This window comes from Virgibacillus siamensis (assembly GCF_900162695.1).
GTDB lineage: Bacteria > Bacillota > Bacilli > Bacillales > Amphibacillaceae > Lentibacillus > Lentibacillus siamensis_A.
The window spans coordinates 3,126,573-3,143,964 of record NZ_FUIH01000007.1 but is presented as its reverse complement, the minus strand read 5'-3'; the positions used below and the strand labels follow the sequence as shown (position 1 = coordinate 3,143,964).

The 17,392-nt window shown below is 41.3% G+C and carries 14 protein-coding genes and 1 other annotated feature; of the genes, 12 read left to right on the top strand and 2 right to left on the bottom strand.

Annotation, left to right across the window (positions count from 1 at the left end; translation table 11 throughout):
* Nucleotides 1-167 precede the first annotated feature (167 nt).
* From rlmH to B1K71_RS18795, 8 genes are all read left to right on the top strand, one after another.
* The gene (gene rlmH / locus B1K71_RS18830) at nt 168-647 is read left to right on the top strand and encodes a 23S rRNA (pseudouridine(1915)-N(3))-methyltransferase RlmH (RefSeq protein ID WP_077329727.1); all 480 of its coding nucleotides are present in this window, start codon (nt 168-170) and stop codon (nt 645-647) included.
* 169 nt (nt 648-816) lie between these two features.
* Entirely contained in the window at nt 817-1,896 is a 1,080-nt protein-coding gene (locus B1K71_RS18825; protein ID WP_245799353.1) for a hypothetical protein, read from the top strand.
* A gap of 451 nt (nt 1,897-2,347) precedes the next feature.
* Nucleotides 2,348-3,631: an ABC transporter substrate-binding protein gene (locus B1K71_RS18820; protein ID WP_077329723.1), complete on the top strand. Its 1,284-nt coding sequence runs from the start codon at nt 2,348-2,350 to the stop codon at nt 3,629-3,631.
* A 116-nt stretch (nt 3,632-3,747) separates the two neighbouring features.
* A complete protein-coding gene (locus B1K71_RS18815) occupies nt 3,748-4,713 on the top strand; it encodes a carbohydrate ABC transporter permease (protein WP_077329721.1) in 966 nt (321 codons plus the stop codon).
* Nucleotides 4,710-5,537: a carbohydrate ABC transporter permease gene (locus B1K71_RS18810; RefSeq protein WP_245799352.1), complete on the top strand. Its 828-nt coding sequence runs from the start codon at nt 4,710-4,712 to the stop codon at nt 5,535-5,537. The genes B1K71_RS18815 and B1K71_RS18810 overlap by 4 nt, the downstream gene beginning before the upstream one ends.
* A 26-nt stretch (nt 5,538-5,563) precedes the next feature.
* Nucleotides 5,564-6,595 (top strand): LacI family DNA-binding transcriptional regulator, encoded by a 1,032-nt coding sequence (locus tag B1K71_RS18805; protein ID WP_077329719.1) that lies wholly within the window; start codon nt 5,564-5,566, stop codon nt 6,593-6,595.
* 23 nt (nt 6,596-6,618) lie between these two features.
* A complete protein-coding gene (locus tag B1K71_RS18800) occupies nt 6,619-7,515 on the top strand; it encodes an ROK family protein (RefSeq protein ID WP_077329717.1) in 897 nt (298 codons plus the stop codon).
* On the top strand, nt 7,515-8,954 hold the full coding sequence (locus B1K71_RS18795; RefSeq protein ID WP_077329715.1) for a glycoside hydrolase family 1 protein: 1,440 nt from the start codon (nt 7,515-7,517) through the stop codon (nt 8,952-8,954). The genes B1K71_RS18800 and B1K71_RS18795 overlap by 1 nt, the downstream gene beginning before the upstream one ends.
* Before the next feature lie 178 nt (nt 8,955-9,132).
* Here B1K71_RS18795 and betA read toward each other — a convergent pair whose 3' ends face one another.
* Both betA and betB read right to left on the bottom strand, forming a co-directional pair.
* A complete protein-coding gene (betA, locus tag B1K71_RS18790) occupies nt 9,133-10,818 on the bottom strand; it encodes a choline dehydrogenase (RefSeq protein WP_077329713.1) in 1,686 nt (561 codons plus the stop codon).
* Nucleotides 10,819-11,122: 304 nt separating this feature from the next.
* Nucleotides 11,123-12,580 carry a betaine-aldehyde dehydrogenase gene (betB, locus tag B1K71_RS18785; protein WP_077330386.1) on the bottom strand — a complete coding sequence of 486 codons (1,458 nt, stop codon included), beginning with the start codon at nt 12,578-12,580 and terminating at the stop codon, nt 11,123-11,125.
* 334 nt (nt 12,581-12,914) lie between these two features.
* Here betB and B1K71_RS18780 point away from each other — a divergent pair, with 334 nt between their 5' ends.
* From B1K71_RS18780 to B1K71_RS18765, 4 genes are all read left to right on the top strand, one after another.
* Entirely contained in the window at nt 12,915-13,793 is an 879-nt protein-coding gene (locus B1K71_RS18780; RefSeq protein WP_077329711.1) for a glycine betaine ABC transporter substrate-binding protein, read from the top strand.
* A 155-nt stretch (nt 13,794-13,948) separates the two neighbouring features.
* The gene (cudC, locus tag B1K71_RS18775) at nt 13,949-14,527 is read left to right on the top strand and encodes a choline uptake/conversion transcriptional regulator CudC (RefSeq protein ID WP_077329709.1); all 579 of its coding nucleotides are present in this window, start codon (nt 13,949-13,951) and stop codon (nt 14,525-14,527) included.
* A gap of 145 nt (nt 14,528-14,672) precedes the next feature.
* Nucleotides 14,673-14,897, top strand: a binding site (T-box leader).
* 40 nt (nt 14,898-14,937) lie between these two features.
* Complete coding sequence (gene proB, locus B1K71_RS18770) at nt 14,938-16,062, top strand: glutamate 5-kinase (RefSeq protein WP_077329707.1); 1,125 nt, start codon at nt 14,938-14,940, stop codon at nt 16,060-16,062.
* Between the two features lie 26 nt (nt 16,063-16,088).
* Nucleotides 16,089-17,321 carry a glutamate-5-semialdehyde dehydrogenase gene (locus tag B1K71_RS18765; protein WP_077330384.1) on the top strand — a complete coding sequence of 411 codons (1,233 nt, stop codon included), beginning with the start codon at nt 16,089-16,091 and terminating at the stop codon, nt 17,319-17,321.
* Nucleotides 17,322-17,392 lie beyond the last annotated feature (71 nt).

Sequence of the window (17,392 nt, the reverse complement as noted above, 5' to 3'; positions counted from 1 at the left end):
AACCTAACAGAATGTATGGTAAAGAGGACAGACAGCAATTTTGTTAAAAACGAAAGTCAGACTAGCACGAAAACGCGCGACAATCAACCCCAATTCGAGCCATTCTTACGATCTTAAGCACCAACCCAACCCCATTTAATACGGGCATATAGAATCGGAGGACATATATGAACATTAAAATCATAGCGGTCGGAAAACTGAAGGAAAAATATCTCAAACAGGGAATACAGGAATACTTGAAGCGTCTTAACTCCTACGCAAAGGTTGACATTGTGGAAGTTGCCGATGAAAAAGCACCGGAGAACATGAGCGAAGCGGAAATGCAGGAAGTGATGCGTAAGGAAGGCGAGCGGATTCTCAGCAATATTGGACAGGATACGTATGTGATTACATTGGAAATCGAAGGGAAGATGCTGGCTTCCGAACAACTGGCAGCTAAAATGGACGAGCTGGCCACATACGGGAAGAGCAAGATTGCTTTTGTGATTGGCGGGTCGCTTGGAATTAGCAAGGACGTGCGACATCGCAGTGATCTGGCGTTATCGTTTTCCAAAATGACTTTTCCCCATCAGGTTATGCGGCTGATTTTGTTGGAGCAGGTTTATCGGGCTTTTCGGATTATCAGAAATGAACCGTACCACAAATGACAAAATCAATGACCTTTAACAATTGAGACATTCTTTTTAGGTTCGAAATTTGTTAAAATATATACTATACATACATATCTCTTTGAAATTATTATTTCAGTGTGAACGGTTGAAAATAGGATGTTACATAATTGTTTTGTCTATTTTAATTAGTATGGGGGAAGTATTGTTGAAAAAGTTTCTAGCTGGGTTGGCTGTCTTGCTTATTTTTACGCTGATAACGGGATGTGTCAATCAAACATCAACGGCGAATGCAACAAGCAACGCGAAAAAAATTGAGAGGAAAACAGTGCCGAAGTCGAAATGGGTGATACCACCTTATCAGGCGATTGATCCGCCAGAGAATGCGGAGCCACTTAAAGAAAAGTACTCAAAAAAGGTGCAAAAGCTTATGCCGCGTGCAGAAGCGCATGGCGGCGAGCCGGAGCGGACGGTACCACTTGGCGAAACATTGATTAAGGGTAAAAAAGATAAAACAAACGGTCCCTTGAAGAATCATCGGCTGGTGGCATATTATGGCACACCCAATTCTGAAAACATGGGCATACTGGGTGAAATGCCTCCGGAGCAAATGATGGAAGAGCTGAAGGAGAAAGCGAGGGTCTATTCGGAAGTGGATCCTTCACATCCGGCGATCCCGACGATTGAATTGATTGCGACGGTGGCCCAGCGAACGCCAGGCCCGAGCGGTGACTACATAAGGGACACACCCGACGAAGATATTCAGCGCTATGCGAAGTTGGCTAAAGAACATAATGCTTTATTGCTTCTTGATGTTCAACTGGGGCAGGCCCCTGTTATGAAAGAGGTTAAGAAGCTAAAGCCGTATTTGAAATTACCCTACGTCCACTTGGCGATTGACACTGAATATAGTGTAAGTGAAGGTGAAATTCCGGGGGAAGATCTTGGTCATGTTGATGGCGCCGAAATACAAAAAGCAGTCGAATATGTCAATAATCTCGTGGAAGATAACAATTTGCCGGATAAAATAGTGCTTGTTCACCAGTTCGGCAATGGCATTGTTCAAAATAAAGATAAGATCAATCCAACCGAACATGTGGAAGTAGTGCTGAATTATGACGGATTTGGCGACTCGGCCGTTAAAATGGCGGCTTATGGGAAACTGGTCAGGGAACAAGGCATGCAATACGGGGGATTCAAGCTGTTTTATAAAAACGACACCCCTCTAATGAAACCGAAGCAAGTCCTCAAGCTGGATCCCGCACCGGCAGTGATTAATTATCAATAGATGTAATTCGCATAGAACTGGGCGCAGGATGACTGGCTCTTACATAAAATGCATCATATCAATTTCGCGACCAAGACCTGCATTTACTTCAAGCGGTATAACCAATTATTAAGAGAGAACCCACGGAGAAATTTTTCCGTGGGTTCTTTTTCATCAAAAAGCTGTGATGGAAATGATTTAGGGAAATCGGTTTCGTCAATTTGAGAAATTTTTGGAATCTTTCATTGATTTTTACAGGTTAAAGAAATATAATGATATAAAGAAAGCGGTTTCCTTAAACAGAGGGCGCTTTTATATTTACCATTTTACGAAACCGTTTTCCTAACGTGTTACTGCTATAAGCATAAAAATCAGGGAGGTGTATAAAAGCCTGTGCTGTGCTTACAACAAACAATCAAGGGTTCACCGGGTTGCTAGTTTTAAACTAAAACGAATTAGGGGGTAACTTTTAATGAAGAAAGGCAAATTAATATTTTTGTTAAGTATTGTATTTGCAATGGTCTTTTCACTTGCTGCCTGCAGTGGTGATGAAGAAGCAAGCGGAAAAGACGGGGAAGTTAAATTGGATTTTTGGGTGTTTGGGGCAACAAATTATAAAGATTTAGCTAAGGAATATGAAAAAGAACATCCTGGAGTAAAGATCCAGGTAAAAACATCAGAAACAGAAGACCATCACAACAGCTTATTCACGGCGTTATCTGCCGGAAGCGGAGCACCCGACCTGGCCATGTTGGAAATTGATCAGTTAGATCGATTCAAGCAAGCACAAGATAGATTCGTAAACTTATATGATCTGGGCGCTGAAGAAGTTCAAGATAAGTATTTGGATTGGAAATGGGAAATAGGCGAAAACAATGAAGGGGATTTCCTGTTTGGATTACCAACGGACATTGGACCAAAGGCAATGTTTTACCGCACAGATTTATTTGAAGAAGCTGGATTGCCTACTGATCCGGATAAGGTAGAGGAATTAATCCAATCAAAAGAAGATTTCATTGAAGTTGGTAAGCAAATCAAAGAAAAAACCGGTAAACCGATGTTGGATAGTATGGAAATGGCATACCGTGCAGTAATTGATGGAGCGGAGAAGAGTTTTTTTGATAAAGAGGGTAACTTATTAATTGAAAATGAAGGAAATGCTGTTCGTAAAGCATACGATTTAGCTGTTAAGTTAAATGAATTAGGTCTTGTCGGAGAGTATCAAATGTGGACTCCTGAATGGGGTAATGCTGTAAATAATGGCGGTTTTGCCGTTGAGTTGGGTGCGGCGTGGTTAAAAGGCTGGATGTTGGACAACGCTCCTGATGCATCAGGTAAGTTCCGGGTTGCAACATTACCGAAAGAATTTGCAGGTAACTGGGGCGGTTCATATATAGCTATTCCGAATGAAACAGAACACCAGGAAGAAGCGTATAAATTTGCAAAATGGCTGGTTTCTCCTGAAAATCAATTAAAATCATTCCAAAGTGAAGCGGGATTGTTCCCATCATCATCTGAAGTATATAAAATGGATAAATTCAAGAATACAAAAGATAAATTTTTCGGCGGTCAAAAGACAGCACAATACTTCGCAAATGCAGCACAGGATATCAGTGTTATTTACAAAGGCCCGAAATACATGTCGGCCCATAACGAAATCCTGAATGCGATGAATAATGTTCAGCAGCAAGGGGCAGACCCTGAAAAAGAATGGAATGCTGCAGTCGAACGGATTAAGGCTATAGTCAATAGATAATATGTTTAATAGTTGATGTGGCAGTTCTTACTGCCACATCACTGCCATTTAACTGATGGCTGTCAAAAGGCAGCATGTGAATAGTATGAAAGGTATTCACCGTGAAGGCCAGGAGAATGCCAAGTTTTCTGCCAAGAAAGGAAGGGAAGTCGATGGCCTTTGCACGCAAAAGAAAGTATCGTTCGGAAGCAACAAAAGATAAAATAAGTGCGTATTTGTATATTTCGCCTTTCTTTATCATTTTTGCCATTATCGGACTTTACCCTGCTGTATTCAGTTTGTATCTTGCATTTCAGGAATGGAATGGCTTGGGCGAAATGTCCTTTGTCGGGCTGGATAACTTTAAAGTTGTGCTGCAGGATCCAATCTTTTGGAAGTCTCTTTACAACACTATTGTAATGGGGATTATGGGCACAGCACCACAGATTATTGTTGGGATTTTCCTGGCATTTATTTTAAATCAAGCTTACCTCAAATTTAAAAATACATTTCGGGCAATGATTTTCTTGCCATATATTACATCCATGGTTGCTGTAGCACTTGTATTTGGGGTGTTTTTCAGCAGCAATGATACAGCGTTGGCGAATTATATATTAAATCTTTTTGGTATGGATTCGGTTGCATGGAAAACGAGCGAATGGGGTGCGAAGATCGCTATTTCCATTATGGTTTTTTGGCGCTGGATAGGATACAATACGATTATTTATCTGGCAGGGCTGCAAAGCATTCCGAAAGATTTATATGAGGCTGCACGAATTGATGGTGCAAGTACTTTACAGCAATTGCGATACATTACAGTCCCCCTCTTAAAACCATTTATTGTGTTAACTGTATTCTTTTCTACAGTTGGGGCGCTGCAATTGTTCACCGAACCAACCGTATTCTTAGGTTCCAGTGCATTCAGCAGAACCGAAGCGATGACAGTTGTTATGTATTTGTATCGTGATGCGTTTAGTCTGCAATCCTTTGGAACGGGTTCCGCCACAGCGGTAATTTTACTTATCATTATAGTTGTTGCGTCGGCCATTAATACGTACCTTACATCGGGAATTCGCAAAAAGGGAAAGGGGAGTAAATCATGAAAACGAAATTAAGGATCAGCCGATTTTTCGTGTATCTGTTTTTAATTGTTGCAGCTTTCCTTTCTGTATTCCCGTTTTACTGGATGTTTGTAATGGCAACAAGACCAAGTGCGGCATACAATTCAATTCCCCCAACGTTAACTCCTGGGGATCAATTGGTGGAAAATTTTCAAAAAGTATTGGACAAAATACCATTTTTCGGGGCCATGCTTAATACATTAATTCTATGTCTGGTCGTTACCTTAGTTGTATTATTGATAAGCTCGTTAGCAGGGTTTGCATTTGCGAAATTTAAATTTCCAGGTAAGAATATATTATTTATTTCAATATTATTAACGATGGTCATTCCGCCCCAGCTTGGATTGATTCCACAATATTTTTTAGTGGCAAAGTTCGGACTGCTGGACACATTATTAGGTGCAATGGTTATCTTTTTCCTGAATCCTTTAGGAATTTTCCTAATGAGACAGTACATTTCACAGTCTGTTTCGGATGAGTTAATTGGAGCGGCCAAATTGGATGGGTGTTCAAACTTCCGTATTTTCAGAAGTATTGTTCTCCCAATTGTCCTGCCAGCCTTTGCCACATTAGGAATAATTGTGTTTACGGCGACATGGGGAGAGTTTTTATGGCAATTTACTGTTCTCCGGGACCCGGATGTGTATACAATACAAGTAGCCCTCTCTTCAATGAATACAACAAGTAATGTAGACTTTGGAATGGTTCTGTCCGGTGTGTTTTGGGCAACGATTCCTCTGGTGGTTGTGTTCTTAATGTTTAATAAATTATTTATCTCAAGTATTACAGAGGGTTCACTTAAATAGATAACATAGACATGGTGGGGAATGTTATGAAACTGACGATTAAAGATATTGCAAAGCTTGCTAGTGTTTCTCCCGGAACAGTTTCAAAAGTCATTAACTGTACGGGGAACATTAGTCAGCAGACGATTGATAAAGTAAATACAATCATCGAACAAACAGGTTATCAGCCTACTTTTTCGGCGAAATCACTGGCAACAAAAAAGTCAAATTTGATTGGACTCATTTATGCCGGAAATATTAATGCTGAAATGAACCACCCGTTCTTTAATGATGTTGTGAATTCATTTAAAAACACGGTTGGAAACCTTGGCTATGATATCCTTGTTTTTTCCAACAACAAATTCAGCAAAGACAAGCAGGATTATTTGGCCCGGTGCATGCATTTTCAATTAGATGGTTGTTTAATCGTTGCTGGGGATCGAATTGAGGAAGCCACCCTTGAACTGGATAAAAGTCATGTTCCATGTGTTGGGATTGATATTCATTTAAATGGTCCGAATTCAAGCTATGTGACTACCGATAATCGAAAAGTTTCGGAACAAATTGTGACGCATCTTTATTTGAACTCCATTAAAGATGTTGCCTTTATCGGCGGGCCTGAATATTCTGTCGTATCCAATATTCGTAAAGAAAGTTTTATTCACCATATGAATCAGTTTAGCATGAACACAAAGGATGAGTGGTTCCAATATGGTGATTACTTTGAAGAAAGCGGATATAATGCGATGAACAGCATATTGAAGAATTCGCCCTTACCCCAAGCTGTTTTTGCCGTTTCAGATATGATGGCACTTGGTGTATTAAGGGCGCTCAAGGAAAAAGGCATACGTGTGCCCGAAGATATCAAAGTGATCGGCTGTGATGATATTGAAGCATGCCGTTATAGTGATCCGACACTCGCGACCATAAGGCAGGATAAGGATAAAATGGGTAAATTGGCAGCAAATATGCTTCACGATTTAATTAACGAAGAAGCTAACCCCAGTTCGGTAAATGTTGATCCTGAATTAATCATTCGTGATTCATGCTTAATTGATACTGCAACAATCAGTGAATAACAAGCAGAGTAAGAGGTGGAAGTATGAAGCAATATTTGGCTGTTGATATAGGCGGTACATTTATTAAATACGGAATAGTCGATGAACAGGCTTCTATATTGGATATGGATAAGATAAAAACGCCAAAGTCTTTGGGTGGAATACTGGAATTGGTGGAAAATCAATATCAAAAACATCCGAATATAACAGGTATAGCAATCAGTTGTCCCGGTGCTGTTTCCGAATCCGGAGTCATTTATGGATCCAGTGCACTCCCATATCTTCACGGGCCGAATATCAAACAATTGATTCAAGAGCGATTGGGATTACCAGTCTATATGGACAATGATGGTAATTGTGCAGGTTATGCTGAAGTTTGGAAAGGAAAGGCGCGGGGGAAAGAGGATGTTCTCGTTGTAGTTATTGGAACAGGTATTGGCGGTGCAGTAATCAAAAATGGTTTAATCCATAAAGGTTCCAATCTTCATGGTGGCGAGTTTGGATATATGTTACTTCCGGATGGTTCAGAAAATGGCTGGAATACATGGAGTACCACTGCTTCAACCGGTGCATTGATTAAAAAGACAGCGCTTCAGAAAAATGTTAGTAACGACGCGTTAACAGGTGAAGCGATTTTTGATATGGCAATTGCCGGGGATAAAATTTGCAGCAGAGAAGTCAATGAATTTTATCGCCTATTGGCTTTGGGTATTTATAATTTACAGTATATCTATGATCCGGAAGTTATTTTAATCGGCGGAGGTATCAGTGTAAGGGAAGATCTGATTGATAACATAAATCGGAAACTGGTTGATCTGTTAAACGATTTGGACGGATCTGAAGTGAAACCGAATATCAACACCTGTAAGTATCGTCAGCATTCTAATCTGCTCGGCGCTGTATATGGATTCATTCGTGAAAGAGAAGGAGAGTTGAGATAATGTACCATACTAAACTAGATCGTTTTCCGAATGATTTTCTATGGGGATCTGCTTCAGCTTCCTATCAGATTGAAGGTGCATGGGATGAAGATGGAAAAGCTCCTTCCGTATGGGATAATTTTGTACAGATTCCCGGAAAAACATTTAAAGGGACCAACGGTAATGTGGCGGTTGATCATTACCATCGTTATATGGAAGATGTGGCATTAATGGCTGAAATGGGATTAAAGGCATACCGTTTTTCGGTATCGTGGAGCCGCATATTTCCAACAGGTACAGGTGAAATAAATGAAGAAGGGATGCAGTTCTATGAACGTTTAATAGATGAACTGATCCGTTATGGGATTGAACCAATTGTGACCTTATATCATTGGGACCTGCCACAAGCCCTGCAAGATGAGTATGGCGGCTGGGAATCCAGAGAAATCATCCAGGATTTTAATGATTATAGTGTTGCATTGTTTAAACGATTTAAAGATAAAGTGAACTACTGGGTGACATTAAATGAACAAAATGTATTCATCAGTCATGGGTATGAACATGCTTCACATCCGCCTGGTGTACGCGACCGAAAGCGAATGTATGAAGCAAACCATATCGCTAATTTGGCAAATGCCAAAGCAACTCAATCGTTTAGACAAATCATTCCGAATGGAAAAATTGGTCCGAGCTTTGCTTATGGACCTGCTTATGCATACTCCAGCAAACCGGAAGATGTCCTGGCATCGGAAAATGCAGAGGAATTTAACAATTACTGGTGGATGGATGTGTATAGTTGGGGAGTATATCCTAAAACAGTCTGGAAGCACCTTGAAAAATATGGCTTGGCACCAACAATGGAAGCTGGCGATGAAGCGTTGTTAAAGGCGGGGAAACCTGACTTTATGGGAGTAAATTATTATCAAACGGGTACATTTACAGCCAGTCCATTGGATGAAGAATTTGGTGATGTTAAAGAAAATCATGACGGCAAAAAAGGCAATTTTGTTGAGAGCGGCAATGCTGGTTTGTACAAGAGGAAACGCAATGAAGCATTGGAAACGACGAATTGGGATTGGGAAATTGATCCAACTGGTTTGCGGATAGGACTCAGACGAATCACGAGCCGTTATAGACTGCCGGTACTAGTGACAGAGAATGGGTTAGGCGAATTCGATAAACTGGAAGAAAATGATGTTGTAAATGATGATTACCGTATCGATTATATTCGTAAGCATATAAAGCAGTTACAAGCTGCTGTTACAGATGGCGTAGATTTACTTGGGTATTGCACATGGTCGTTTACGGACTTATTAAGCTGGCTGAACGGCTATCAAAAGCGTTATGGCTTTGTTTATATTAATCGGGATGAACTGGATGAAAAAGACATGAAACGGATTAAAAAGAAAAGCTTCTACTGGTACCAAAAAGTAATTGAATCTAACGGTGATACATTGTAGGCGTAACGGTGATGGAGGCGTAATAGCCGCTCCGGAAATATCCAATTGTTCGTCTTTCCAATTAACATGTTTCTGATATGTTCCAACCTCGTTTTGCCTTTCTATAATAATAAACTGAAAGGGTCAGTCCCCGTTGTGGGAACCGACCCTTGTTTCCATACATATTAATGTTTTAAACTTACCCCTTAACAGTTCCTGCTTCTGCTGCATGAACGCCATGACGGTAAAAATCTTTATACTCAGGCTCCATTGGTTTTTGTCCCCGGATGATATCCGCTGCTTTTTCTGCCAGCATCAATACCGGTGCATGAATATTTCCGTTCGTCGTACGCGGCATTGCGGATGCATCAACTACCCGTACATTTTCCAAGCCATGGACCTTCATCGTCAATGGATCGACGACAGCCATTGGATCGGAAGCAGGGCCCATTTTTGCTGTGCAGGATGGATGAAGGGCTGTTTCCGCGTCATTCTTGACCCATTCCAGGATTTCCTCATCTGTCTGTACAGAAGGGCCAGGTGAAATTTCGCCTGTGCTGTAAGGTGCTAACGCCGGCTGGGACAGGATATCCCGGGAAACGCGCACTGCCTCAAGCCATTCCTGCCGATCATTTTCGGTAGACAAATAGTTAAACACGATGCTTGGATGTTCAAAAGGATTACGCGAACGGATCTTCAGACTTCCCCTGGAGGTGGCGTACATCGGTCCAACGTGTACTTGAAATCCATGATCGGTATCCGCTTTTTGCCCGTCATAGCGAACCGCAAGCGGAAGGAAATGGAACATCAGATTTGGATAATCCACCTTGTCATTCGAACGGACGAATCCGCCGCCTTCAAAATGGTTCGATGCTGCCGGGCCGGTGCGTCCGAGCAGCCACTGCAAGCCGATCCAAGGCATTTTTGCATTATTTAAGCTAGGTTGTTCAGAAACCGGCTGCGGGCAAGCGTGCTGAATATATACTTCAAGATGATCCTCAAGGTTTTCGCCTACACCTGGCAGATCAACGATTGGATCAATGCCCAGAGAACGCAAATGGTCAGCGTCTCCCACCCCGGATAATTGAAGTAACTGCGGCGTATTAAATGCACCGCCGGAAAGAATCACTTCGCCCGCATTAACATGATAGGTTTTTCCACCTTTTTGGTATGTCACGCTATCGGCCCGAGTACCATCAAAATTAATATTGGTAACAAAAGCACGCGTCTCTACTGTAAGATTTTTGCGTCGCATTGCTGGACGTAAATAGGCGCGTGATGCAGAAACCCGTCTTCCATTATGCACCTGGCTGTCAAACGGACCAAACCCTTCTTGACGAAAACCATTTACATCGGGTGTTCTCGAGTAACCGGCCTCAACGGCTGCATCGAAAAAGGCCTGAAATAAAGGATTTGTCGCAGGTCCGCGCTTTAATTTAACCGGACCATGGTGACCGCGGTATTCATCAGATGGGTCCGCTCCAAAGGTTGTTTCCAGTCGTTTAAAGTATGGAAGACAATGGGCATAGTCCCAACTTTCCATACCCGGGTCAGATCCCCACTGATCATAGTCCATCGGGTTGCCGCGCTGGTATATCATGCCATTTATGGAACTTGATCCTCCAAGTACTTTCCCCCGGGCATGCGCGACACGTCGTCCATTCATATAAGGCTCCGCATCCGATGAATAGATCCAGTCATAGAACGGATTACCTGACGGGAACATTAAAGCTGCCGGCATTTGAATAAACAAATCCCAAAAATAATCACTGCGCCCCGCTTCCAGTACAAGAACACTGCTATTCTTATCCATACTCAGACGGTTGCCGAGTACAGAACCTGCACTGCCGCCTCCAATAATTACGTAATCGTATGATTGATTCATATGAAAAACCTCCTCAGATTGTTAAAAGGTAAACATCATCTTTCGTACTAACACGGATTGACAGGATTGTGTAAAGAAATCCAGCAATCTTGCAAGCTATTGTATCTTCGCTTATTTTAAGTTTGTTAAATATATTTTTAACAAATGAAACAATATAAATATAACATTGTTTTTAAACCTTGTAAATCCCGGGGCAGTATTTTAAGTATAGGAACCCTGCAAGACACATGCCGTCAAACCCTAAAATAGCCCTAAACCTTCGATAAAAGGCTCAGAGCTATTATTAAGGGAACTTCCTCAAATGTTATTTGAACCAATGAATTGGCTCAGGTCGTTTGTTGCGATAAATATGTTTTACTTCGGTATATTCATCCAAACCTTCACGGCCAAGTTCACGGCCAATGCCTGATTGCTTATAACCGCCCCAAGGTGCTTGTGCAAAATAAGGATGGAAATCATTAATCCAAACCGTACCCATTCGCAAACGTGCTGCAACAAATTCAGCTTTATCCAAATCTTGCGTCCAGACGGCACCGGCCAAACCGTATATTGTATCATTCGCTAATTTGACAGCTTCTTCTTTGGATTGGAAAGTTTCCACTGTTAATACCGGTCCGAACACTTCCTCCTGGACAATGCGCATATCGTTAGTACAGTTTGTAAAAATGGTAGGTAAATAGAAAAAACCGTTTTCCAATTCAGGATTATCAGGACGCTGACCGCCGATTGCTAATGCAGCACCTTCCTGTTTGCCTATCTCCACATATTTTTCAACTTTTGCACGGTGTTCCGCGGAAATCATCGGACCAACCTGTGTGCTTTCATCAAAACCATTGCCTAATTTGATTCGTTTCGTTCGTTCAATAAGTGCTTCCACAAATTCATCGTGAATATTTTCTTCAACTAAAAGTCTGGCACCTGCAGAACAAACTTGTCCGGCGTGGAAAAATACAGCATTTAAAGCCTGATCCACCGCTGTTTCAAAATCGGCATCAGCAAAGACGATATTCGGATTTTTTCCGCCAAGCTCAAGCGCAATTTTTTTCACATTATGACTGGATGCTTGCATGATTGTCTTTCCGGTTTCAATGCCGCCGGTAAATGAAATTAAATCAACGTCATGATTAACTGATAATTCTGCTCCTGTGGATGCTCCGGCGCCAAGCACCAAGTTGGCCACACCTTTTGGTATACCTGCCTCTTCCATTAGTTTAAAAACTTTAACGGTTGTTAGCGGTGTGATTTCACTTGGTTTCATGACAATGGTGTTACCTGCTGCCAAGGCTGGTGCTATCTTCCATGCGGCCTGTAATAAAGGATAATTCCATGGTGTAATTTGTCCGCAAACACCAACAGGCTCGCGAACAACTTTACTTTCACTATCTGGTATCGGTGATTCAATAACTTCACCGCCATCTTTATCCGCTAAACCGCCGAAATAAAGGAAAACCTTGGCAATGTCTGTCATATCATCCTGGCTTTCCTGAACTGTTTTACCTGTATCCAATGTTTCCAATTCAGCCAGTTCCTGTAAATCCCGGCGAATCAATGTACCTATTTTGTAAACGAGCTCCCCGCGTTCACTGGCAGGCAATGTGCTCCAGCTGCCTTCATCAAATGCCTGTCTTGCTGCTTGAATGGCTGCTCGGGTGTCTTCCTCATTTCCTTCAGCGGCAGTTGCAATGACTTCTTGATTATAAGGGTTAATAATATCGCGTGTTTCCCCGGATTTGGCATTCACCCACTCGCCATTAATAAACATTTGTTGTAAGCTCAAATGATCACTCCTTTTTTATTATGAAACGTTAAGTTTGTTAAATTTAAATTAAATATTGTTAATATATTCATGCTATCAGCATTGCTGTTTGTTTGTCAAACGTTGAAAAATTAATAAGATGCACTGGATTAAGTAGTTTGACAAAACAATATCTTTCGTTATCATAAATTGTGTAGACTTTTTGTTTAAAAAATATTTAATGTATTTATTTTAATTAACAAAGGAGGACGGAATTCACGATTCAATAGGAATAATACAGGAATAACATGCTTGGCAAAAACTTGCCAAAATAATAATTCAGAAGGGTGTATATCATTTAATGAGTTTTCGCAGAATTAGTCAATTGATTTTATTCACCGTTTTGCTCGTTACATTAGCGGCATGCGGTTCAAATAGTGGAAGTGATGGTTCAAGTGAAAGTAAAGGGAAAATTACGATTGGACAAATTAATTGGCCTGAAAATATTGCCGTTACAAATATGTGGAAAGCTATTCTGGAGGATAAGGGTTATGATGTGGAATTAAAGCTTATTGAGATGGGTCCGCAGATGTCCGCTTTAGCTCAAGGAGAATTAGACGTGGCACCGGAAGTTTGGCTGCCGGTACAGGATAAAAGTTATTATAAAGAGTATAAGGACGAAGCGAATTTTTTCGAAGATCCTTGGTATAAGAATGGGAAGGTTGGATTGGCCGTTCCGACGTATATGAAAGATATAAACAGCATTAAAGATTTGAAAGAAAATAAAAAGAAATTCAATGGTAAAATAGTAGGTTTTGAACCTGGGGCAGGAACAATGCTGGTAACGGAAGATGTAATTAAAGAGTACGGTCTTGATTATGAATTGGTGGAGAGCAGTACAGCAGCAATGGTTACTTCTATTAAACAAGCTGTAGCAGACAAAGAACCTATCGTTGCGCCGCTGTGGAAACCACATTATGTGTTTGCTGAGGTGGACTTAAAGTTTTTGGATGACCCTAAAAAAACCTATGGCGGGGTAGAAAAAATCTATATGGCAACCCGTGAAGATTTTGGCTCCGACTATAAAAAAGTCAGTAAATGGCTGAAAAACTTCAAATTGAACGACAAGCAGCTTGGTGATTTAATGCTCAGTGTTAAAGAACATGAAGATAATCCGCTTAAAGGCGCACAAAAATGGGTAGAAGAAAATCAGGATCTTGTTAACGGCTGGTTGAAATAAATAGAAGGGAAAGCGACGATTCTCGGTAAGAGATCGTCCTTTTTCTATGAACCAATGTTGAGTTGCATATCCATATTATTCATTATAAGATAGAAGCAACGTTTAATTAATTATGAACGAATTTAACAATAAAGAGTATCTAAAGAGGTGCCGCAATGGAAGGAAATCGGGATAATTTTAATAACGAAAAAGCCCAGGAAAAAGTCGACCAAGCTGAACGTCTGATGGTTAATACGATTGCAGAAACGATGGACCTTTATGGTGTTACCCCTTCAGTGGGACGCCTGTATGGAATGATGTATTTTAAACACGAGCCGATTACCCTGGATGAAATGAAAGAAGCCCTCAGTATGAGCAAACCAAGTATGAGTACATCTGTTCGGAAACTTCAGGATATCAATATCGTTCAAAAGGTATGGCAGAAAGGCTCAAGAAAAGATTCCTACACCGCTGAAAAGAACTTCTTTAATTACTTCACCCAATTTTTTGGTAAGAAGTGGGAACGTGAAGTGGATATGTTTTTGGTTAGCATCAGAAAGTCCCAAGAACAACTCAGCGAAGTGATTGAAAATGAAGAAACAGATGAAACACTACGTGAGAGAGCTATGTTGGACAAACAACAACTTGATGACGCCATGATCTATTATCATTGGCTGGAGAAGCTTACCAAACTCACGAAATCCGGTGAAATATACGATTATATTCCTCTGGATGATGCGGATAAAAAGGGTTAATCGTTTAATAATAACCATTCTTGCAGTTAGCAAGGATGGTTATTTTTATTAAGGACTTTTTGAATCATTACCCATTGACATAACACTAAAATTAGTTCATAATGTTGCTAATTTATAAATAAACAGAAACGTGCAACTTTATACAAGGAAAGTAATGATCGGGAATCAGTAAATAGTCCCCGGGTGCAAGAGAGTAAAATTCATCGGCTGAAAGATTTTACAACCCGCAATGCTATTGAACCTGTCCCTTGAACTGTTGGGCAAAAATCCGACCGCTTCCCTGCGTTAAAGGGTTATGGAGTGGATACTGGAATCAAATCCGGTGTCAATGAAGGTGGTACCACGGATACAATGCGCTTCCGTCCTTTTTTATAAGGATGGGAGCGCATTTTTTTGGGAGGTGAATGATCATGAAAAAGCAGCGAATTGTGGTCAAGATAGGCAGCAGTTCCCTGACAACGAAAAATGGCGGATTAAATAATGAGAAGCTGCAGGAGCATGTAGCGGCAATCGCCCGTTTAAAACAGCTTGGACATGAAGTGATTCTTATTTCGTCAGGAGCGGTTGCCGCCGGATTTACCGATTTGGGTTATCGTTCACGTCCCAGGACAATTGCCGGCAAACAGGCAGCTGCAGCAGTAGGGCAGGGATTATTATTAAAAGGTTATACGGAAGAATTTAAACAGCATGGTATCGTTGCAGCACAATTACTGTTAACCAGGCAAAACTTTTTGCATAAAAGTCAATATAACAATGCCAATGCAACCTTATCCGAGCTTTTAAAACGTCATGTGCTGCCGATTATTAATGAAAATGATTCCGTGGCAGTAGAAGAATTAACTTTCGGCGATAATGACATGTTATCAGCACTTGTAAGCGGCTTTGTTCATGCGGATTATCTAATGATCCTGACCGATATCAATGGTATCTATGATCAAAACCCACGAATACATTCAAATGCAAAACGGTATAACTTCCTTCATGAAATTGATGATACGTTAATAAGCCGTGCGTCCGGAACCGGCACGAAGGTTGGTACCGGCGGAATGAAATCAAAACTGGAGGCAGCAAGAACAGCCTTGAAATTAGGTGTAAAAGTGTTTATCGGATTTCCCGTTGGCGAAGAAAAGTTTGTTGATGTCCTTGCCGGAAAGGGAGATGGAACCTATATGGGAGACACCTCCATACCCAGTATGAACACATCCAAACAGTGGCTCGCGCTCCACTCCATTCCGAACGGGAAAATTGAAATCGATCATGGTGCTGCACGTGCTATTTTAGAACATGGCAAAAGTCTGCTTCCGGCCGGCGTAACAAACATCGTTGGGATATTCCAGGCAGATGATGTCGTCAGGGTTGCCAACGTAAAGGGCGATATTATCGGTAGGGGCAAAGTGAATTTTTCTTCCGATCAACTATTGGCTATTAAAGGACTATCAAGCGCAGAAGCAATGATAAAAATAAACAGCAATCAACGCGTTGTGATACACAGGGATAACTGGGTGAGTAAAAAACGAAAGGAGAATGAAGCGTGACCGAAGTTATACAAGACAGTGAGTTAATGCAAAAGGCCGGAAAAGCAAAAACAGCTTCTTCCGCATTAGCAAAAGCAACTACAGAACAGAAAAACAGAGCACTTTATACGATTTCAGAACAGCTGATCCGCGAACAGGCATTTATTTTAGAAGAAAACGACAAAGATTTACTGGCTGGAAAAGAAAATGGAATGAGCGAAGCATTACTGGACCGCTTAAAGTTAAATGAAGCACGTATACGGGACATAGCAGATGCCCTTATTCAGTTAACAAAACTCGATGATCCAATCGGGAAGGTGTTAGAAAAATGGGAACGTCCGAATGACCTTAAGATTGCACAAATCCGGGTTCCGCTTGGGGTGGTAGGAATGATTTATGAAGCCAGACCAAATGTGACGGTTGATGCCTCCAGTCTTTGTTTAAAAACTGGAAATGCCGTATTGCTTCGCGGAAGTTCAACAGCTATCCATTCCAATAAAGCCATTGTCAACGTCATCCAGCATGCACTTGAATTGAGTGATCTGCCAACGGATTCTGTACAACTGCTGGAAGACACGAGGCGGGAAACGACATCCAAAATGTTTAAATTAAACGAATATCTCGATGTTTTAATCCCGCGTGGCGGTGCAAAATTGATTCAGACCGTAGTTGAAAACGCCACAGTCCCTGTATTGGAAACCGGTGCAGGCAATTGTCATGTTTATATTGATGAAAAAGCTGATCCAGAAATGGCTGTTGCTATTGCCATTAATGCCAAAACACAACGCCCATCTGTATGCAATACGTGTGAAACCATTCTCGTACAGCGTGATTGGGCATCCAACCATATAGCTGATTTAATAACCGCATTGCAGGAAAAAGAAGTTCAAATACATGCAGATGAAACGGTACAGCAGGCAGGAACAACTATCACTCCGGCAACTGAAGAAGATTATGGCACAGAATATTTAGGGCTGGAAGTTGCAATAAAGGTTGTTGAAAACATTGAGGATGCAATTCAGCACATCAATCAATATGGAACCAAACATTCCGAAGCGATTATTTCTTCCTCAACAGAAAATGTAGAACAATTTTTCACGGAAGTTGATGCAGCAGCTGTCTATCACAACGCTTCAACCCGCTTCACAGACGGATTTGAATTTGGATTTGGAGCTGAAATTGGGATCAGTACGCAGAAGCTTCATGCCCGTGGGCCGATGGGGTTGGGAGCGTTGACTTCGACTAAGTATGTTGTGAGAGGGGATGGGCAGGTGAAGTAGGGTTTTTGGGTGGCAGGATATGGGAACTTTCATCTTAACCCACTCACCAACCATATGGCGAGCAGCCACAC